The 19,956-nt window shown below is 60.5% G+C and carries 17 protein-coding genes; 11 read left to right on the top strand and 6 right to left on the bottom strand.

Going from position 1 to position 19,956, the window contains the following annotated elements:
* Window positions 1–12 precede the first annotated feature (12 nt).
* On the bottom strand, window positions 13–147 hold the full coding sequence (locus I2I01_RS23400) for a hypothetical protein (protein ID WP_262895434.1): 135 nt from the start codon (window positions 145–147) through the stop codon (window positions 13–15).
* A 57-nt stretch (window positions 148–204) separates the two neighbouring features.
* Here I2I01_RS23400 and I2I01_RS23515 point away from each other — a divergent pair, with 57 nt between their 5' ends.
* Together I2I01_RS23515 and I2I01_RS06260 are read left to right on the top strand one after the other, a co-directional pair.
* On the top strand, window positions 205–1,383 hold the full coding sequence (locus I2I01_RS23515) for a sensor histidine kinase (protein ID WP_196285605.1): 1,179 nt from the start codon (window positions 205–207) through the stop codon (window positions 1,381–1,383).
* 191 nt (window positions 1,384–1,574) lie between these two features.
* Window positions 1,575–2,342 (top strand): LytR/AlgR family response regulator transcription factor, encoded by a 768-nt coding sequence (locus I2I01_RS06260; RefSeq protein ID WP_211537850.1) that lies wholly within the window; start codon window positions 1,575–1,577, stop codon window positions 2,340–2,342.
* 275 nt (window positions 2,343–2,617) lie between these two features.
* On the opposite strand, the gene wrbA is transcribed toward I2I01_RS06260, so the two are convergent.
* The gene (wrbA, locus tag I2I01_RS06255; protein ID WP_196285604.1) at window positions 2,618–3,232 is read right to left on the bottom strand and encodes an NAD(P)H:quinone oxidoreductase; all 615 of its coding nucleotides are present in this window, start codon (window positions 3,230–3,232) and stop codon (window positions 2,618–2,620) included.
* Window positions 3,233–3,601: 369 nt separating this feature from the next.
* Here wrbA and I2I01_RS06250 point away from each other — a divergent pair, with 369 nt between their 5' ends.
* The 6 genes from I2I01_RS06250 (at window position 3,602) to I2I01_RS06225 (ending at window position 10,025) form a co-directional block, all read left to right on the top strand.
* On the top strand, window positions 3,602–4,261 hold the full coding sequence (locus tag I2I01_RS06250) for an RNA polymerase sigma factor (protein ID WP_196285603.1): 660 nt from the start codon (window positions 3,602–3,604) through the stop codon (window positions 4,259–4,261).
* Window positions 4,251–5,948 (top strand): hypothetical protein, encoded by a 1,698-nt coding sequence (locus tag I2I01_RS06245; protein ID WP_196285602.1) that lies wholly within the window; start codon window positions 4,251–4,253, stop codon window positions 5,946–5,948. The genes I2I01_RS06250 and I2I01_RS06245 overlap by 11 nt, the downstream gene beginning before the upstream one ends.
* A 193-nt stretch (window positions 5,949–6,141) precedes the next feature.
* A complete protein-coding gene (uvrB, locus tag I2I01_RS06240; protein WP_196285601.1) occupies window positions 6,142–8,184 on the top strand; it encodes an excinuclease ABC subunit UvrB in 2,043 nt (680 codons plus the stop codon).
* Between the two features lie 69 nt (window positions 8,185–8,253).
* Window positions 8,254–8,730: a hypothetical protein gene (locus I2I01_RS06235; protein WP_196285600.1), complete on the top strand. Its 477-nt coding sequence runs from the start codon at window positions 8,254–8,256 to the stop codon at window positions 8,728–8,730.
* 72 nt (window positions 8,731–8,802) lie between these two features.
* Complete coding sequence (locus I2I01_RS06230; RefSeq protein WP_196285599.1) at window positions 8,803–9,516, top strand: head GIN domain-containing protein; 714 nt, start codon at window positions 8,803–8,805, stop codon at window positions 9,514–9,516.
* A gap of 101 nt (window positions 9,517–9,617) precedes the next feature.
* Entirely contained in the window at window positions 9,618–10,025 is a 408-nt protein-coding gene (locus tag I2I01_RS06225) for a hypothetical protein (RefSeq protein ID WP_196285598.1), read from the top strand.
* 92 nt (window positions 10,026–10,117) lie between these two features.
* On the opposite strand, the gene I2I01_RS06220 is transcribed toward I2I01_RS06225, so the two are convergent.
* Together I2I01_RS06220 and I2I01_RS06215 are read right to left on the bottom strand one after the other, a co-directional pair.
* The gene (locus I2I01_RS06220) at window positions 10,118–11,401 is read right to left on the bottom strand and encodes a metal-dependent hydrolase family protein (RefSeq protein WP_196285597.1); all 1,284 of its coding nucleotides are present in this window, start codon (window positions 11,399–11,401) and stop codon (window positions 10,118–10,120) included.
* 219 nt (window positions 11,402–11,620) lie between these two features.
* Window positions 11,621–12,085, bottom strand: a complete 465-nt coding sequence (locus I2I01_RS06215) for a carboxypeptidase-like regulatory domain-containing protein (protein WP_196285596.1) — start codon at window positions 12,083–12,085, stop codon at window positions 11,621–11,623.
* Window positions 12,086–12,521: 436 nt separating this feature from the next.
* Between I2I01_RS06215 and I2I01_RS06210 the strand changes: the two genes are divergently transcribed.
* Window positions 12,522–13,754 carry an NADP-dependent isocitrate dehydrogenase gene (locus tag I2I01_RS06210; RefSeq protein ID WP_196285595.1) on the top strand — a complete coding sequence of 411 codons (1,233 nt, stop codon included), beginning with the start codon at window positions 12,522–12,524 and terminating at the stop codon, window positions 13,752–13,754.
* Window positions 13,755–13,925: 171 nt separating this feature from the next.
* Window positions 13,926–14,675: a sterol desaturase family protein gene (locus tag I2I01_RS06205; protein ID WP_196285594.1), complete on the top strand. Its 750-nt coding sequence runs from the start codon at window positions 13,926–13,928 to the stop codon at window positions 14,673–14,675.
* 59 nt (window positions 14,676–14,734) lie between these two features.
* Here I2I01_RS06205 and I2I01_RS06200 read toward each other — a convergent pair whose 3' ends face one another.
* Both I2I01_RS06200 and I2I01_RS06195 read right to left on the bottom strand, forming a co-directional pair.
* Window positions 14,735–16,285, bottom strand: coding sequence for an alpha-N-arabinofuranosidase (locus tag I2I01_RS06200; RefSeq protein WP_196285593.1), 1,551 nt, complete (start codon window positions 16,283–16,285; stop codon window positions 14,735–14,737).
* A gap of 192 nt (window positions 16,286–16,477) precedes the next feature.
* Entirely contained in the window at window positions 16,478–18,262 is a 1,785-nt protein-coding gene (locus I2I01_RS06195; RefSeq protein WP_211537849.1) for a glycoside hydrolase family 35 protein, read from the bottom strand.
* A gap of 506 nt (window positions 18,263–18,768) precedes the next feature.
* Between I2I01_RS06195 and I2I01_RS06190 the strand changes: the two genes are divergently transcribed.
* Window positions 18,769–19,755: a glycoside hydrolase family 43 protein gene (locus I2I01_RS06190; RefSeq protein ID WP_211537848.1), complete on the top strand. Its 987-nt coding sequence runs from the start codon at window positions 18,769–18,771 to the stop codon at window positions 19,753–19,755.
* The last annotated feature ends 201 nt before the right edge of the window (window positions 19,756–19,956 follow it).

Below are 19,956 nucleotides of genomic sequence, written 5' to 3'. Positions count from 1 at the left end.
CGCCCAATTTGTTTATTCAACCAACCCTTGCCCGCCCTGCTTCAACTCCAGGTTTTCGCCCTTCAACTCGGCCAGGCATTCAACCAACGCCCGGGGCAATGCCGCGCTGGCAGTTGGTGCCAGCCGGCGGGGCGTTGAGCCGGGCAAGGCGGGTGTTGGTTGAATCGGAGGCGAGCGTCTTTTGCCCTCGTTCTACCTTGCGCCGTGGAAAATTCTGTCGTTTCGCCCGCTGCTCCTGTTTCTCTGGCATCTGCCACCCGGCCGGCGTTAGGCCCCACGACATCGCCGGCCCGTCGGCCGTGGTGGCCGCGCACCCATGATGCCCTGCCGGTGCCGTGGTGGGTGCACGTGGCGCTGGTGGCCGTGCTGCTCGGCATCGACGCCCTGCTGTATTACGCCACACGCCTCAACCCTAAAAGCATGGTGAAGCTTGACGCGGTGTGGTTTGTGCGCAACGCGGCGCTGGACGTTACCACGGCGGGGCTGTTCTACTGGAACTGGCTGGTGCTGTTTCCGCGCACACTGTCGCAGGGGCGGGTGGCGGCCTACCTGCTGCTGGCGCTGGCGTCGGCCGGCGTGTTTTCGCTGGTGCGCATCACCGTGTCCGATACGGTGTACCGGCTGATGAACGGCAGCCACCCCGGTTTCAGCTCCTACCAGTTCGACCTGTGGCTTGGGCTGCTGCTGGGCGGCGTGCTCGCGCTGGTGGCCAGCTCCGGTGTGCGCATGACGATAGAATACCTGCAGGGCCAGCGCAACCGCCGCGAGCTGGAGCGCCAGCACCTGCTCACTGAGCTGGGCATGCTCAAAACCCAAATCAACCCGCACTTCCTGTTCAACACCCTCAACAACATCTATTCGCTCACCAGCCGCAAGTCGGACCGCGCCCCGGAAGCAGTGTTGCGCCTGGCCGAGAGCATGCGCTACCTCCTCTACGACAGCGGCGCCGACGCCGTGACGCTCACGCAGGAACTCACCCACCTGCGCAGCTTCCTGGATTTGCAGCGCCTGCGCCTGCCCGCCGCCGAGGCCGAAACGGCCATCCTCCTCACCACCCACGGCGCCCTGGAAGCCGCCCCGCCCGTGGCCCCGCTCCTGCTGCTGCCCTTGGTCGAAAACGCCTTCAAGCACGGCGACCTCGCCGCCCGCCCCGAAGCCATCCGCATCGAGTTGGAAGTGGAAGGCGCCGAGCTGCGCTTCTCGGTGCACAACTACGTGGCTGCCATTGCCGACCTGCCCCGCCAGCCCGGCGGACTCGGCCTGCACAACCTGCGCCGCCGCCTAGAACTGCTGTACCCCGAGCGCCACGAGCTGCACGTCCGCACCCTGCCCGGCGAGTACGCCGTGGAGCTTGTGCTGCAGCTTGGTGGCAATGAGCAATGAGCAATGAGCAATGAGCAATGAGCAATGAGCAATGAGCAATGAGCAATGAGCAAAAAGAACGTCATGCCGAGCGCAGCGAAGCATCTCGCGTGCAGTCACTAATTCTTTCGATTGATTTTACTGCGGCACGCGAGATGCTTCGCTGCGCTCGGCATAACGTTCTTTGATTCCTGCCCACTTCTACTCCCTACATGCAACGCCTGACCTGCGCCATTCTCGACGACGAACCGCTGGCCCTCGAACTGTTGGCCGACTACTGCTCCCAAGTACCTTTTCTGGAACTGCGCGGGCAGTTTCATGACGCGCTGGCCGGCCTCGCTTTCCTACAGGACAACCCCGTGGATGTCGTGTTCATGGACATCCACATGCCGCGCCTCACCGGCCTGCAGTTGGTGCAGTTGCTGCCCCCGCCGGCTCCGCGCGTCATCTTTACCACTGCCTACGACCAGTACGCCGTGCAGAGCTACACCCTTAACGCCGCCGACTACCTACTGAAACCCATTGCCTTCGACCGATTTTTACAGGCCGTGGCTAAGGTGCGACATGCGTCGCCCAGCGCAACAGCAGCTCCGGCTACGTCCGCATCGGCCGTGCCGGAAGCACCCGGACCGGCGCCAGCGCCAGCGCCAGCGCCCGCCGACGCCATGTTTGTAAAAAATGAGCACCGCCTGCAGCGCGTGGCCTTCGATGACATTCTCTACATCGAGGGCATGAAGGAATACCTGCTGCTGCACACCGCCAGCGCTGGCAAAATTCTCACCCTGCAGTCGTTCCGCCGGGTAGAGGAAGTGCTGCCGCCCGAGCGGTTCGCACGCATCCACAAGTCGTTTATGGTGGCCCTCAGTCGCATTGAGCACGTGGAGCGCGGCAAGGTGCAGGTAGCAGGGCGCCTGCTCCCCGTGGGCGACACCTACCGCGAATCGTTCGCCGAGCTGATTCGGGCGCACAATCAGTTGTAATTTCATTTGGCTAGGCGGCCTCCTGTCATTGCGAGTGGAGCGCAGCTAAACGCGGCAAACAAAGTTCAGCATAGCTAATCCGTCTTCTTACCCGCGACTAGCCCTGAGTTGCGACAAAGCCTTTTTAACAAACGCAAAAGCCCCGGCACTACGCAGTGCCGGGGCTTTTCATATCATTAGGTTGGTCGCTGAGAACAGGACGGATTGCTTCGTCGCCGCTTAATGCGCGGAATGCTCGCAATGACAATCCACCACTCCGCTAACCCACCAATCCGCTACTTCGCGGCCAGCTTCTTGGCAATCTCGGCCGTGTGCTTGCCTTGGAAGCGGGCACCTTCGAGTTCGTTATCGCTGGGCTGGCGCTCGCCTTGGCCGCCGGCCACGGTGCTGGCGCCGTAGGGCGTGCCGCCGGTCACCTCGTGGTGGCCCGTCTGCCCTTGCCAGGCGTAAGGCAGGCCCACAATTACGAAGCCGTGGTGCAGCAGCTCGGTGTGGAAGCTGCGGATGGTGGTTTCCTGGCCGCCGTGCTGGGTGGCGGTGCTCACAAACACACCGCCGGCTTTGCCCACCAGCGCGCCCTGAGCCCACAGGCCGCCGGTGCTGTCCATGAAGGCCTGCATCTGGCCGCACACGTTGCCGTAGCGCGTGGGCGTGCCGAAAATGATGGCGTCATACTCTGCCAGTTCTTGCGGCGTAGCCACGGGCACGTGGGCAAAGGCCTGCTGGGCGCCGGTGGCCCCAATCTGGTCGAGAATGGCCTGGGGCAACGTTTCGGGCACGCGCTTCACCACCACGTCGTTGCCGGCTACCTGGCGGGCGCCTTCGGCCACGGCTTCGGCTAGTTTCCAAACGTGGCCATAGGTGGAGTAAAACAGCACAAGGGTCTTCATGTGAAAGGGTTTTAAGGGGTTAAAAAAGAGTAGGCCAAGTGAATGAGGTAAGTACGGCACGGCGGAAAATAGGTCTCAGGCCGAGCTTGGCACCAATGTATGTACATTAATATTACCGCTTAACGCCAGGAAAGGTTGTTGGTCAGTCCTTAAATATCTTCGGCAATGGATTGGCTTCGAGCCCTGCTTCAGCTTTTGCTTTGGAAGGTTTGCAAGGGGCTTGCAACCATTTGGCGCGGGCCGGCATCTCCCTTGCAACACGCCCCTTATGGGGCTTGCTTTTCCTGGCCCGACTCGCCTTTCCATGCTGCAAAAAATGACTCTTCTCACTACCGCTTCCCTCGCCGGCTCGGGTTACCGGCTGCCGGCATGAGCGCCGCGACCTGGTTTGCCTTCGGCGCCGACGACGTGCTGCCCGACCAAACGGCCCAGCCCGTGGCGCCGCGCCTCACGGCCAGTCGCCACTCGGCCGTGACCAGCCCGCCCACCGAGGCCGAGCTGATTGACGGCTGCCTGCGCGGCCGCCAACTGGCCCAGAAGCTGCTCTACGACAAGTACGCCGGTAAGATGATGGCCGTGTGCCTGCGCTACGCCCAAACCACCTTCGAGGCCGAAGACGTGCTGCAGGAAGGCTTCCTTACGGTGTTTCGCACGCTGGCCAGCTTCCGGCGCGAGTGTCCGCTGGAGTTCTGGATTCGCCGCATCATGATTAACGCGGCCCTGCGCCAGCACCGCCGCAACGCCTCGCTGGTGGCAGTGAGCGACGGCGAATACCCCGAGACGCTGTCGAGCGAGGAGTTCACGCTCAGCAATTACAACTTCCAGGAATTATTGGCGATGGTGCAGGAGCTTGCCCCGCGCTACCGCATGGTCTTCAACCTTTACGCCATTGAAGGCTATACCCACAAAGAAATCGGCGAATTATTAGGTATTACCGAGGGCACGAGCAAGTCGCAATATTCCCGGGCCCGCGTCATCTTGCAAACTAAATTGGAGCGCCTGAGCGCGCCCCCCCGCCATGTCAGCTAATCCTATCGACGATAACACTACGCCTAAAGCCACCGGCAGTCTGGAAGACCTGTTTCGCCACCATTTGGGCGAGGAGGCCGCCGTGCCGCCGCGCCCCATGCTGTGGGACCAGATTGACAATTCCCTGCTCGTTCGGCAAAACGAAACCTACCGCAAGCGCCTCACGGCCACGCGCTGGGTGGCGGCAGCCAGCCTTCTGCTGGCCACGCTGGCCGGCACCGGCTGGTGGGCCCAGCACGACGGCGGCTTCAGAGGCGCCGAAGTGGCTAAAGTGACGGCTCCGGCCGCCTCGCGCAACGGCCAGCTGGCCGGTTCGTCGGCCGCTTCCTCCAGCCAAGACGAAACTGTTGGCAGCCGCTTAAACGGTGTAGCTAGCCAGTCGGCCACGGCTGCGATGCCTGGCAGCACTGCCCGGGGTACTGTGGACGCCGACGCCGCTTCAGAAAATGGTTTGAACAGCCGCGCCTCCGCACCGGCTTATGCGGCCAACGGAGCGCCGGCCGGCACTGGCTTTGGCGCGGCTTCGGTGCGTGGTGGTTTCGAGCGTCCTGCCCGCGCTGCTGCTGGCCGAAACAGTGGCACTGATGCGGCTCGGCGGACGGCTTATAGTGCCCGCTTTGAAAATAACAGCAGCGCTATTATTGCTCAGGCCAACCCGACATCTACGGCTAACAATGGCGTTAACGCCGCTACGGAAGCCGGCTTGACTGCGGCCGGCACTTTGCCGGCCAGCGCCACTTCGGCAACCGAGGCCGCCAGCACGGGCCTCGCCCCGGCAGCAACTGATGCCACTGCCGCTTCGGTAACCGAAACGACGCTGGCGCAAAACTCGGCCGCGGCCAGCCCGCAGCAGGTGGGCCTGTTGGCTACCCGGCCGGCGGCCCTCAGCCTGCTGGCCAGCACCGCACTGCCCAAAGGCCTGCCCACGGTGGCCCTGCCCGAGCCCACGCCGGCCGCCGATTTCGGCAAGTGGCACTATGGCCTCAGCTACGCCGCCTCGGTTTTCAACCCGAACGTGAACTTCTCGCGGGCAGGCATCGAGCCGGAGTTTGACTACAACCCCGCCCTGGGCCCCGACTCGCCCAAGCTGACCGAAGCGGCTGCCGCCCAGTACCGCGAGAACCTGCGCCCCGGCCTGAGCCAGCGCCTGGCGCTACTGGCCACGCGCCACCTCAAAGGCCACTGGTCGGCTAGTACGGGCCTGGAATTCAGCCAGTCTACGGCGCAGTCGGCTTCCACGGCCGCTTTTGTAGGCGAGCAGCTCTACGACTTGGGCCCCTTCACCAACGGCAAGCTCCGCACTACCGACTTCCAGTACCGCATGGGCAGCGTGCCGCTGCAAGTGAGCTACTCGAACCCCGTGAAGCGCGGCTGGAGCCTCTACGGCCGCCTGGGCGGCGTGGTGAGTGCCCTGCTGGGCGTGCGCAGCGCCGTGGAAGGCGAGCCCGAGGCTACTAAAACGTACTCGGTGCTCTCGGCTGGCATGCCCTACCGCCGGGTGCTGGGCAGCGTGCGCGGCGCGGCCGGCGCGCAGTTCCGCCCCGCGGTTGGCCACTGGGCCCTTACCCTCGGCCCAACGGCTGAGCTGGGCCTCACGCCCCTTAACGCCCACCCTGCCCAGAGCTTTATGGCCCAGAGCCGCCCCTATAGCTTCGGCATGGAAGCCGGCGTGGAATTTGGACGGTAGGAGTTGATATAAAGAACGTCATGCCGAGCGCAGCCGAGGCATCTCGCGTGCAAGAGTAAACAATTACTTCGGCACGCGAGATGCCTCGGCTGCGCTCGGCATGACGTTCCGCTTTTCCTCGCTTCCCGCGAAACCCAATTTCTTTGTTCATGGTTAAGGTAGGCTGAGCATTTCGGCCTACCTTTCTCATTGCATGGAGTACCAACTGACCTCTGAATTTAAGCCCACCGGCGACCAGCCCACCGCCATCGCCAAGCTCGTGGAGGGCGTGAATAATGGCGAGCCGGCCCAGGTGCTGCTGGGCGCCACCGGCACGGGCAAAACCTTCACCATGGCCAACGTTATTGCCGAAACCGGCAAGCCGGCCCTGGTGCTGTGCCACAATAAGACGCTGGCCGCGCAGCTCTATGGCGAGTTCAAGGCCTTTTTTCCGAACAACGCCGTCGAGTATTACATCAGCTACTACGACTATTACCAGCCGGAAGCCTACATCGCCAGCACCGACGTTTTCATCGAGAAAGACCTGGCCATCAACCAGGAGATTGAGAAGCTGCGGCTGCACACCACCTCCACCCTGCTCAGCGGGCGGCGCGACGTGATTGTGGTGGCCTCGGTGTCGTGCATTTACGGTATTGGCAACCCCGAGGAATTCGCCAAAAACGTCATTTTCCTGAAGCCGGGCATGCGCTACACGCGCAATAACCTGCTCTACCAGTTTGTGCAGATTCTGTACTCCCGCACCGAGGTGGAGTTTTCACGCGGCACGTTCCGGGTAAAGGGCGACACGGTGGACGTATTTCCGGCTTATGCCGACTACGCCATCCGCATCTACTTTTTCGGCGATGAAATCGAGTCGGTGCACAAGATTGACCCGGTGAGCGGCAAGAAGCTGAGCGACGAAGCCCACGGCATCGCCCTCTACCCCGCCAACCTGTTTGTGACCGGCAAGGAAACCCTGAATTCGGCCATCAAGCAGATTCAAGACGATATGGTGCACCAGCACGCCTACTTCGAGAAGGAAGGCCGCGATGCCGAAGCCAAGCGCATCATGGAGCGCACCGAGTTCGATTTGGAGATGATTCGGGAGCTGGGCTATTGCTCGGGCATCGAGAACTACTCGCGCTACTTCGACGGACGTACGCCGGGCTCGCGGCCGTTCTGCCTGCTCGATTACTTCCCCGACGACTACCTGCTGGTGGTGGACGAAAGCCACGCCACCATGCCCCAAATCCGAGCCATGTGGGGCGGTGACCGCAGCCGTAAGACTGCGCTCATCGAGTACGGCTTCCGCCTGCCCTCGGCCCTCGACAACCGCCCACTGACCTTCAATGAGTTCGAAAGCATGTACCGGCAAGCTGTGTACGTATCGGCCACGCCGGCCGACTACGAGTTGGAACAGGCCGGCGGTGTGGTGGTGGAACAAATCATTCGCCCCACTGGCCTACTCGACCCCGAAATCGACCTGCGCCCCAGCATCAACCAGATTGACGACCTGCTCGACGAAGTGGACAACCGCGTGAAGCAGGGCGACCGGGTGCTGGTGACCACCCTCACCAAGCGCATGGCCGAGGAGCTGAGCAAGTACATGGACCGCCTGGGCATCAAGGTGGAATACGTGCACTCCGACGTGAAAACGCTGGACCGCGTGGAGATTCTGCGCAAGCTGCGCCTGGGCGAAATCGACGTGCTCATTGGCGTGAACCTGCTGCGCGAAGGCCTCGACTTGCCGGAGGTGAGCCTCGTGGCCATTCTGGACGCCGACAAGGAGGGCTTCTTGCGCGACCAGCGCAGCCTGATTCAGACCATGGGCCGGGCGGCGCGGAATGACCGCGGCAAGGTGATTATGTACGCCGACCGCATCACGGGCTCGATGCAGCGCGCCATTGACGAGACGAACCGCCGCCGCGCTACCCAAATGGCCTACAACGAGGAGCACGGCATCACGCCCAAAACGGTGCGCAAGTCGCGTGAGGCCATCATGGGCCAGACCGACCTAGCCGACTACCGCATTGTGGAAACTACCGGTTACGCCAACCCCGAAGCCGACGGCACCGCCCTGGCCCTGGCCGCCGAGCCCGTGGTGGCCATGATGACCAAGCCGGAGCTTGAAAAGCTCATCAAAACCACCGAAAAGCAGATGGAAGCCGCCGCCAAGGACCTGGATTTCCTCACGGCCGCCAAGCTGCGCGACGAGCTGGCAGCCCTGCGCACCATGCTCAAGGGCAAGCGCGACTAGCCGGTTGGCACGATATTCGGCCTAGGAGGGCCCCGGCGTATGCCGGGGCCCTCTTTTTATTTCAACGCTATGAAAACTTGGTTACTATGGGCGGCGCTGCTGCCGTGCCGGCTGGCCGCCGCACAGGTGGAGCACGCCGCCGTTGTTCCGCCGCTGCCGGAATCGAGCTTGCACGCGTCGGTGAGCACCACCACGGTGCACAATGTGCCGGGCGTGCGCTACCAGTACCAGCTGGTGCATTTCAACAATCAGCAAGTGCGGCTGGCACCGGCCTGGCACGGCCAAATCAAGCTGGAGCCGGCTCGCAAACTGTTCAATCCCGATGCCGACGCCGAGCTGGACGGCCTCTTGCTGAAAACCATCAACGAGCTGTCAGCCGAAGGCTGGGAGCTGCTGGAAATTCGCACCGAAACGCAGCCAACCAGCGCCGTGCAGCAGGTGGAGCGCGACTTGCAGTTCAACGACCCGCAGCGGCCCGTTTACAAAGCCACGACTTCTGTCTCAGCTTCTTCGAGTACGCGCTACCTTTTCCGCAAAGCCTTGTAGCTTTGGAAGAGCCAGGCAGCCGCGAACTAGCTGCTGGCATCAACCCAATTTTCACCCTTATTCTGCAATACCATGAAAACTTTATTACGCGCCGCAGCAGCCGTAGCCGCCGTGTCGTTGGCCGCCTGCACGGCCCAGGCCCAGGCCCAGGTGAAACAGCCCCGCCAGGTGGGCAGCTTCCAGGTGGTCGAATCCAGCGGCGGCATTGATGTAGTGCTGACGCAAGGCAGCAACACTTCGGTGGTGGTCGAGGCTTCGGAAGAAGCCCAGGCCCACCTCGTGACCAAAGTGGAAGGCGGCACGCTGAAAATTGGCTGGGAGTCGGGCTTCAGCTGGAAAAACCTGCTCAGCAACAACCGCCACGCCAACGTGTACATCACCTGCCCGCGCCTCACCGGACTGAGCCTGAGCGGTGGTTCCGACGCCAAAGGCCAGTCTACCTTCTCGGCCGACGACTTCCGCATTCAAGCCAGCGGCGGCTCCGATGTGAAGCTCAGCCTCACCGCTAAGAGCCTAACCTGCTCCGCCTCGGGCGGCAGCGACGTGGACCTGAGCGGCCGCGTAGAGCGCCAGACCGTCGACATCAGCGGGGGCTCCGACTACAACGCCTTCGACCTGCGCAGCACCAGCGCCACGGTGCACGCCAGCGGCGGCTCCGATGCCAACCTGACCGTGGACGGCGAGCTAACCGCCAGCGCCGGCGGCGGCTCCGATGTGCACTACAAAGGCTCTGCCCGCCTCACCACCTCCCACTCGGGCGGCAGTAGCGTGCGCCGCGTGCAGTAGCCCAGGCTGCGGCAAAAACGGCTTTCAGCTGGCGTCAGCACATCATGCTTGTTCTATATTTGCCGCAAATATTTTCTCACTGCCTTTCTGTTTTTCTTTTTATGCCTGCTCGTTTTACACGTTGGGTTTTGGGAGTCGGGTTCCTTCTGGCCAGCTTTGCTTTCGCTCCGGCGGCGCAGGCGCAGGCCAAGGGCAGCTACCAATTTCTGCAGATGACCACCATTGAGAGCATTGTGCCGGGTGGGATGGGCCGCTCACGCGTGATGTTTACCCCTGAATGGAAGGGCACGAAGGAATCCACCATGGAAAACCTGTTTTCGCTGACGGGCATTAACCTGGGCAATGTGCACAGCAACGAAGAGCTGATTGTGCGCTACCTCAACGAAATCACCGCCGACGGCTGGGAACTGTACCAGACCACTCCCCTCACCCAAACCATTCAGGGCACCGGGGGCCAGTCACAGCAAGGTATCTTTCTGACACGCTACCTGTTTCGCAAAGCCAAATAGCTCTGCGAGGCCTTTTTTTAAAGCCCAAGCCTTACCGGTTTGGGCTTTTTTTGTACCAATTTGTAGGTATAAAGCAACGCGTGGAAGCGAAATTACGGCTGTTTATACAGCGCCCCACCCTTCATCACCAGCCGCACCTGGCACACGGCAGCTACGTCCTGCGTAGGGTCGCCGGCCACAGCTATGAGGTCGGCCAGCAGGCCGGGACGAATGTTGCCGCGGTCGGCCAGGTGGAAGATTTGGGCGTTGCCGCTGGTGGCCTGGCGCAGCACCTGCAGCGGGGTGAGGCCGTAGTCGCGCACCAGCAGCTCCATTTCGCGGGCATTATCGCCGTGGGCAAACACCCCCACGTCGCCGCCCAGCGCCAGCGTCACGCCGGCCTTCAGCGCGGCCTGCATGCTGAGGTGCTTTTGCTGCACGCGCGGCGGCAGGGCATCGGCCCCTTTTTTCCAGCCCTTGTATTGGGCAATGGCGTCGGTGGCCGCCACGGTGGGGCACAAGGCCACGCCGCGCTTTTTCATCAATTGAAATACCTCCAACGTTCCTTCGTCGCCGTGCTCGATGGTCTCGACGCCGGCTAGCACGGCGCGGCGCATACCTTCGGGCGTGCTGGCGTGGGCCACCACGCCCCGGCCTGCCGAGCGCGCGGTTTGCACTATCAACGTCAGCTCTTCCTGCGAAAAGGTGGGCTGGGCACTGCCGCCCGGGCCCCAGCGGTAGTCGGCATACACCTTCACCACGTCGGCGCCCTTGCCCATCTGTTCGCGCACGGCCCGGATGATGCCGTCCACGCCGTCGGCCTCCTGCGCGCCTTGGGGCACGTCCTCATCTACCGAAAGCTTGGGGCCGTAGCTGCCCGTGGCCACCAGCGCCCGCGTGGCCACCAGCAGGCGCGGGCCAGGAATGACGCCTTTGTCGATGGCTTGCTTGAGGCCCACGTCGGCGTAGGCCGCCCCTTCGGTGCCCAGGTCGCGGGCGGTGGTGAAGCCGGCCAGCAGCGTGCGCTGAGCGTGCGCCGTGGCCCGCGCCACGCGCAGCGCCTGCGATTCCAACAGCACCTGGTCGTTCCAGGGCGTTTCGTTGTAGGGGTGCAGCAGCAGGTGCGAGTGGCCTTCGATGAGGCCGGGCAGCAGGGTGAGGCCGGGCAGCTCCAAGGTGCGCCCGCCGGCGGGCAAGGCCAGTTGCGCCGCCGGGCCGGCCGCCGTTATCCGGTCGTTTTCCACCAGCACGGCCCAGCCGGGGTGCAAATCCTGGCCGTCGAACACGGCCGCGGGACGCAACAAAATGGCTGGGGCGACGGTCGGTACGGCAGTAGGCTGGGCTTGCGTCTGCCAGGTCACACCCGCCAGCAGGGCCGCCAGGCCCCACCGTCGCATAGGGCCGGCCATCGCAGCTTTGCTTATTTTTTTGATTAGAATTTCAAACCGTCGCATAGCGTCAAGGCAAGCTCTTAGCATCACCCGACGCCAGAGCAGCGAAGCTACAGTCTGGACTTAATGTATGTCGCGCCCCGGTGTTTAAACCACAGCGCCCCCAGCCGGAGCGGGCTGGGGGCGCTGGTTAGAAGCAGGAAAAGCGGCAGAATAATGCCCTAGCTAGAGGCGGCGCAGGCTGCGGCGGACTTCGCGGTGGGCGGTTTTCATATAGGCCTTCAGCTCCTGCTTGCGGCCGACTTTGATGGGCTGGGGCGAAGCGAGTCGCAAGGTGGTGTCAGGCGAGTCAGGCAGTACCGACACGGTTTCGTCGGCAAAGCCACCGTAGCTCACCGTGAGCTTTATGGGGGATGAGGTAGCCGGCAATAGCACGCTGAATTCGCCGTTGGAATTGCTCACGGCCATTTCTTTGGTACCGGCAACCGTTATCACCGCACCGGGCAGGGCCCCATCGGGGTTCACCACGCGGCCAATAAAGGTGCGGGTGGCACCGTCTTCGCGCGGGGCGCTGGCCGAGCGCGGCGTGTAGGCCGAGCTGCTGGCATAAACGGCCTGCGCTTGCGCACTGATGCCATTGAGCGTCAAGAGTCCAATCAGGAAAGCAAGCAGGAGTAATGAGCGGCGCATAAACAGGTGGGAATGGTGCAGCAGACAGCTTATTGAATGATATAAATTTACCCTTGCATCTATCCAATAGTCCACCCTTTCTGGCCCAATAGCCCGGCTGGCCCAGCCAATGGCGTCTTTTTCTCTAGGAATGGAAAAAAGTGGCTGTGTAAACTTGGCTTAACCAACAACAATTTGTTCCCAGCCAAGAATCAGCAGCAACACAGCGGCCGTGGGTTGCTTATTGCCCTGCTACCGTCTGGCAGGGCGCGGGCCACTGGAAAGCAAGGCGACAGGTGAAAAATTCGGGCCGGAGCGCATTTGGATGCGGCGGCTGTAGCGGCTAGCTGTAGTTTTGTGTAGCACGAGCATAAATCAGGCCGACGCGGCCGCCCGACCTTTGGCTTCGATTTCATTCGCTGCGCATACCAACAACATCTTACTTAAGCCTTTACCCATGACCAAAATAAAAGTAGCCAACCCCGTGGTGGAGCTTGATGGCGACGAAATGACGCGCATCATCTGGAAATTCATCAAGGACAAGCTGATTACGCCCTACCTCGACCTCGACATCAAGTACTACGACCTTGGCATTGAGTACCGCGACGAGACGAACGACCAAGTAACTATCGACGCAGCCAACGCCATCAAGCAGTACGGCGTGGGCATCAAGTGCGCCACCATCACCCCCGACGAGGAGCGCGTGAAGGAGTTCAACCTGAAGCAGATGTGGAAGTCGCCGAACGGCACCATCCGCAACATCCTGGACGGCACCGTATTCCGCGAGCCCATCGTGATGCAGAACGTGCCCCGCCTGGTGCCCAACTGGACGGCTCCCATCTGCATCGGCCGCCACGCGTTCGGCGACCAGTACCGCGCCACCGATTTCGTGACCAAGGGCAAGGGCAAGCTCACCATCACCTTCCAGCCCGAAGACGGCGGCGAGGCGCAGTCGTTTGTGGTGTTCAACTTCAAGAGCGACGGCGTGGCCCTGGCCATGTACAACACCGACGAAAGCATCCGCGGCTTCGCCCACGCCTGCTTCAACCAGGCCCTGATGAAGGGCTGGCCGCTGTACCTGAGCACCAAAAACACCATCCTGAAGAAGTACGACGGCCGCTTCAAGGACATCTTCCAGGAGATTTACGAGCAGGACTACCTGGCCAAGTTCCAGGCCGCCGGCATCACCTACGAGCACCGTTTGATTGACGACATGGTGGCCTCGGCGCTGAAGTGGAACGGCAACTTCGTGTGGGCCTGCAAAAACTACGACGGCGACGTGCAGTCCGACACCGTGGCCCAGGGCTTCGGCTCGCTCGGCCTGATGACCTCGACGCTGGTGACGCCCGACGGCGGCACCATGGAAGCCGAAGCCGCCCACGGCACCGTGACGCGCCACTACCGCGACCACCAGAAGGGCAAGCCCACCAGCACCAACCCCATCGCCAGCATCTTCGCCTGGACGCGCGGCCTGGAGTTCCGCGGCAAGCTCGACGGCAACCAGGAACTCATCAACTTCTGCCACGCCCTGGAACAGGTGTGCATCGAGACCGTGGAAAGCGGCAAGATGACTAAGGACCTCGCCGTCTGCATCCACGGCAACAAGGTGGAGCACGGCCGCGACTACCTCTACACCGAGGAGTTCCTGGAAGCGCTGGACCAGAACCTGCAAGCCAAGCTGGGCAAGTAATACGGTCTTGTTTTGGAAATAAAAAGGCCCCTGCCAGTTGGCGGGGGCCTTTTTGGTTGGGTGAATTTCGTGCTTTAGCACCTCAGCGCTCTGCGCAACTTATGAACCGAACTGCTCGGCCCGCTTCGAGGTTATCTTTCGGTCTGAAACGCACTCTTTTCCCGGCTTCCCATGAAACTGCTGGCCTATTTCAAAGCCCTGAGCTGGCAGGAAGCCCTGCCGCTGTTTCTGGTCGAAAACTTGGTGGTACTGCTGCTGGCGCTGGCGTTTGGCTACCTGCTGCAAGCCGCCTTTGGGCGCAAGCAGGCGCTCGGGCCGGTGCACCGCCCCATCACTGCCACCGAGTACCGCTTTGCTACCTATACGCTGCTCCTCAATACCGTCATCACCTTCGCGGGCTTCTGGCTATGGCGGCAGGGCTTCATCACCATCCGGGAAGGCATTTCCTCCCGCATTCTGCTCGATTTCGTGGTGCTTTTCATCGGCATGGATTTACTGATGTACGTGTTTCACTACGCCATCCACCACTCGCCACTCTACCACCTGGTGCACGCCGAACACCACGCCTATCCCGAGCCGCAGCCCATCGACCTGTTCGTGTTGCACCCCATCGAAACTCTGGGCTTTGGCGGGCTGTGGCTGCTGCTCATGGCCGTGTACCCGGCGCACTTCCTGGCCATCGTGGCCTACCTCACCGTGAATGTACTGTTTGGCGTGCTGGGCCACTCCGGGGTCGAGCCCTTTCCCGCCGCCTGGGACCGCAGCCCCTTGTTCAAATACCTGGGCTCCTCCGGCTTCCACTTTCAGCACCACCAGGACGATAGCCACAACTTCGGCTTTTACACCTCCATTTGGGACCGCCTGTTTGGCACCTTCGCGCCCAGCCCTCCCGTGCGGCAAGCTGCCCCAAGCACGAAATAGGAATGTGCTTCAAATGCCCTGCTGAGCGCAATTTGAAGCACATCCTATTTGTAGGGTTCCTACTTCAATTCCAGCACCACCACCGACTTAGCCGGTAGCGTCACGGCCAGCTTGTCGCCCTTCTTTTTGGCGCCGGTGAAGGCGGCCAGGGCCACGGTGTTGGGTTTGTCAAAAGTGTTGTAGTCGTTGATTTTAGCTGAGGTGAGGACACGGCCAGTCACCGTTTTCCAGCTCACACCGGGCAGGGCAGTTTCTAGGGTCAGGGACTTGTTGGGGTCAAGGTTGACGAGGGAAATGTGCACCGCGCCGTTCTTGTCCTTCGAAGCCGAGGCATTCAGGGCCGGGATTTTCTCGTTGCCGAACACGTAATCAGGGCTGTTGAACTGCACAGGCAGAAACTCTGCGTCCTGGTGCACCTGGTAAAGGTCGAACACATGGTAGGTGGGCGTGAGCAGCATCTTTTCCTTGTCCGTGAGCACCAGCGCCTGCAGCACGTTCACGGCCTGAGCCAGGTTCGCGCCTTTCACTCGGTCGCAGTGGTTGTTGAAGATATTGAGCGTGGTGCCTGCCACCAGCGCGTCGCGCAGCGAGTTCTGCTGGTACAAAAAGCCGGGGTTGGTGCCGGGCTCCACGTCGGTCCACACGCCCCACTCGTCCACCAGCAGGGCCACCTTCTTGTCCTTGTCATACTTGTCCATGATGGCTGCGTGGCGGGCCACAATGGCGTCCATGCGCAGGCAGTTGCGCAGCGTGCTGAAGTACATATCCTCCCCAAAGCCGGTAGCCTTGCCCTTGCTACCGCTCCAGCTACCGGTGGGCAGCGTGTACTGGTGCAGGGTGAGGCCCCACATCTGGTTGAGCGGGATGTTTTTCATGCACGTCTCGGTCCAGTTGGCGTCGTCGCCGTTGGCCCCGCTCACAATGCGCTTTAGCTTGGTGCCGGGGTAGTCGTGGGCGAAGGTGGCGTAGCGCTTGTACACGTCGGTGTAGTACTGGGCCGTCATGTTGCCGCCGCAGCCCCAGCTTTCGTTGCCGATGCCCCACCAGCTCACCTTGTAAGGCTCGGGGTGGCCGTTTTTGCGGCGCTCCAGCACTAGCGGCGTGTCCTCGTTCGAGTTGAGGTACTCCATCCAGCCAGCCATTTCCTGCACCGTGCCGCTGCCCACGTTGGCGGCCAGGTAGGGCTCCGTGCCCAACAGCTGGCACAGTTCCAGAAACTCGTGCGTACCGAAGCTATTATCCTCCAACGTATTGCCCCACCACAGATTCAGCATCTTGGGGCGCTGGGCAGTGGGGCCCACGCCGTCGTGCCAGTGGTAGGTATCGGCAAAGCAGCCGCCAGGCCAGCGCAGGTTGGGCACATGGATTTTCTGCAACGCCTGCACCACGTCCATCCGAATGCGCCCCTGCTTGGGCACGTTCAGCTTCTCATCCACCCAAAAACCGTCGTAAATACAGCGCCCCAGATGCTCGGCAAACTGCCCCTGAATGTGCTTGCTGATAATAAGCTTGGAATCTCCGGGCTGAACAGTGAGCTGCACAGGTTGAGCCACAGCTAGCAGCGGCGCGCCTGCAGTCAGCAAGGCAGCGATGGAACGGAATAAGCGCATGAAGGAACGAGGCGTTGGGTGGGAATCAATGATGATAAGCGAATCAACGACGCAATTTAGATTATCGATTGTGTAATTATGAGTACAACAATTCAATTAATTGATTATCAATAAATACCAGCAAAATCGATAATATTGCTTTCAACACTCCCCCTGCTCACGTCCCATTTCAGCCACCGCGCAAATCCCTTCTTAACGTTCAGCGCCGGACGACACCTCGTTCAGAATGGCATGGTCGAGGAACGACAGCTCGGTTTGGTTAGGCTTGAGTAGCTCTAGCACAGCAATGTCGTTGTGGCCTTTTTTCAACCACTCGGCTGGCACGTAAATGGTTTGCTGCGGGCCGATGGACCAGTAGCGCCCCAGGTTGTGGCCGTTCACCCATACCACTCCCTTGCCCCAGGCACGCAAATCAAGGTAAGTATCGGCGGGCTTGTCCACCGCGAAAGTGGCGGTGCGAATGACCGGCCCAGCGTTTGCTGCCAACTGTTTTTCGGTCGCTTTCGTGGCGGTGGGTGCCCGGTCAAAGGGCAGGCCGAACATTTGCCAGCCCCTTACTTGCTGTCCATCCAAACGCACGTTGTTCGTAATGCCTTTGGTGTTTTGCAGCAGATAAGGGCCGAAATTGATGCGCCCCATGTTTTCCACCAGAATATCGAGCTGCACTTGGCCCGCGGGCAGTGCCACGTCCAGGCTTTCTTGCCGCAGTCGCCGGTCAAGGGTGCCCACGCGCTGGCCGTTCACCAGCACCACGGCGTAGTCGCGCAAGCCGTCAACCTGCAGCTTCTTGGTACCCCCTCCAGAAACCGTAGCTCGGTACAGCACAAAACCGTAGGCCTGTCTCAAGTCTTCGAAGGTGAGTGGCGTTGAGTTGGCAACCGGCACGGGCAGGCGGTCGAACAAACCGATGCTGGCGGTTAGTCGCAGCGTCGGCAACGCCACGCTCGGCTTCGCGGCCGGCACAGGTGGCAACGGCTCATTGGCGGACCGGTACCGGGAAATCACCTCCCGGAAGGCCATAAATTTAGGTGTAGCGTTGCCGGCCTCGTTCAGTGGGGCATCATAGTCGTAGCTGCTGGTTTGAGGCTCGTAGGGCGAAGAATTGCCTTTGTAGTTGGCCCCATTCATGAAGCCGCGGGTGGTGCCCCCATGAAACATGTACATGTTGATGCTCATGCCCGCTTTCAATACCGAGTCTAGCCCCGGCGTGTACTTGCTGGCCGGGACAGTATGGTGCGAAGCGCCCCACCAGTCAAACCACGCCGGGTACCACTCAGCCACGTAATAAGGCCCCTTGCCGCCGTGGTTGTCATTCACCAGTTGTCGAATTTGGCGTGGCTTGTCGGTTCCGTTCACGGCTGGCAGCATGCCGTCGAGGTGGCCTTTGGCCACGTCGTTCACCGGGTCACAGGTATAAAGCAGGCCGTCGAATCCCGCATCTTCAAACAGCTTTTTATTCACGGCCAGGTAAGCCTTATCCGAGCCGTAAGAGCCGTACTCATTTTCGACCTGCACCATCAAAATAGGGCCGCCATGATTCACCTGCAATGGCGCCAACTGCTTGCCCACCGCTTGCAGGTAGCGCCGATAGGCGGCCACGTATTGCGGTTCCTGGCTGCGCACCTGCAGGCCCGGAATGTTCTGTAACCAATAGGGGTAGCCACCAAATTCCCATTCTGCGCACACGTAAGGACTGGGGCGCAGCACCACCCACAAGCCTTCCTCCTGGGCCATTTTCACAAAAGCAGCTACGTCGTGGTTGCCTGTGAAATCATAGTGGCCTGGCTGAGGCTCGTGCGCGTTCCAGAACACGTAAGTGCCCACCGTATTCAGCCCCATGGCTTTGGCCATTTTTAAGCGGCTGCGCCACGCCTCACGCGGAATACGTGGGTAATGCAACTCACCCGAAATCATTTGAAAAGGCTTGCCATCGAGCAAAAACTGCTCGGCGCCCAAGGCAAAGGTATGCGTGGGCACAGGCACCGGCGCGGCCGATAAACGCAAGCTAACAGCCAGCAGTGAGGGTAACAGGTAACGGGCCGGCTGCAAAAAATTCAACACAGTTCTAACGTTTACAAAATAAATATCGTGATAACCGACCCGCATAACATCAATGAATGAAGACCTCGGCAGCCATCTTTAGCCGGAGAGGGCTGCCAAAATTAACAGCACATGCCTTCCACACGCTTCACAACAGCCTATGGCACTACAGAAGCAGCTAACCAAACAACGGCTTTGGCACCGATAGGGCAGCAGATGCCCTTCCATCATTCTGGAAACACCTCCGTCAGGAGTGGGCTAAGCCCTACTATTGCGATTACTTTCAGCCAAGCAGCGCTGGTATCATTGGCTTCTAAGCTTCCCTCCACGTTTCCCTGAGTCCAACCGCTACGCTTTGCCCTGTTCGAGCCTTATACGCCCGCAAGTCAATACCCTTCTAGTCCGCCGCCCTGCCTTGGCTGTCCCGAATGCCTAACTCAATTATGCGCTACAACTTTCTTAAAATCCCTTTTCTACACGAACTCATGCATGCCACTTGCGGCTTAGGTATTTGGTTTGCCACTTGCCCGATTACCCAAGCGCAACATATCCACAAAAAAGAAACATTGCTTTTCGCATCCTTTCGCGGTAACGGCGAGGACGGCTTGCACTTAGCTAGTAGTTCCGACGGCTACCATTGGACTGCTCTGCGCAACGACCAATCTTTCTTAAAGCCCACCATAGGTAAAGACAAGCTCATGCGCGACCCCTGCATCATTCGGGGCCACGACGGCCGTTTTCATATGGTATGGACCACCAGTTGGCACGAGCGCAGCATTGGGTATGCCAGTTCTAAGGACCTTATCCACTGGTCCGAGCAGCAAAGCATTCCCGTCATGGAAGCCGAACCCACCGCTAAAAACTGCTGGGCTCCAGAAATCACTTACGACACCAAGAACCACCAATACCTGATGATATACTGGGCTACTACCATCCCCGGTCGCTTTCCACAAAGCGAAACCACTCTGGAAGGCGGCAACAACCACCGCATCTACTATGTCACTACCAAAGACTTCAAAGCATATTCACCCGCCAAGGTTCTTTACGACCAAGGTTTCAACGTAATCGACGCCACCATTCAGCCCGTTGGCTCACGTTTCGTCATGTTTTTGAAGGACGAAACCAGAGAACCCATCCAAAAGAACCTACGCCTCGCCTTTTCCGACCAACTCCTAGGCCCCTATAGCCCGCCCTCAGCTCCAATTACGGGCAAATACTGGGCGGAGGGCCCTACCGCCATCCACTTAAATAGCGAGTGGCTTGTCTATTTTGATAAATACACGGAACACAAATATGGCGCCGTCTCCTCAACTGACCTAAAGCACTGGACAGATGTATCCGAGCGCCTCGATTTTCCCAAAGGCACTCGTCACGGCACAATACTGCGCATTACCCGCAAAGAATTAGCCCGAATAATTTCAATGAATTAATTCCTACCTAACCATCCACGCTTACTGTGATTGTTCCATTAAGCTAATTGTAAGCGAGGCTAAAAAAGCAAACCCCCCATCTGGTCCGCTGGCGAAAGCGGGCAAGAAGGGGGGTTCCTGTTGAAAGGTTGGCGGCGACCGACTCTCCCACCGGTGAAGGCAGTACCATGGGCGCACCGGGGCTTAACGGCTCTGTTCGGA

Source organism: Hymenobacter properus (assembly GCF_015694735.1).
GTDB classification, from domain to species: Bacteria; Bacteroidota; Bacteroidia; order Cytophagales; family Hymenobacteraceae; genus Hymenobacter; species Hymenobacter properus.
This window is presented reverse-complemented; position numbering and strand designations above follow the sequence as displayed.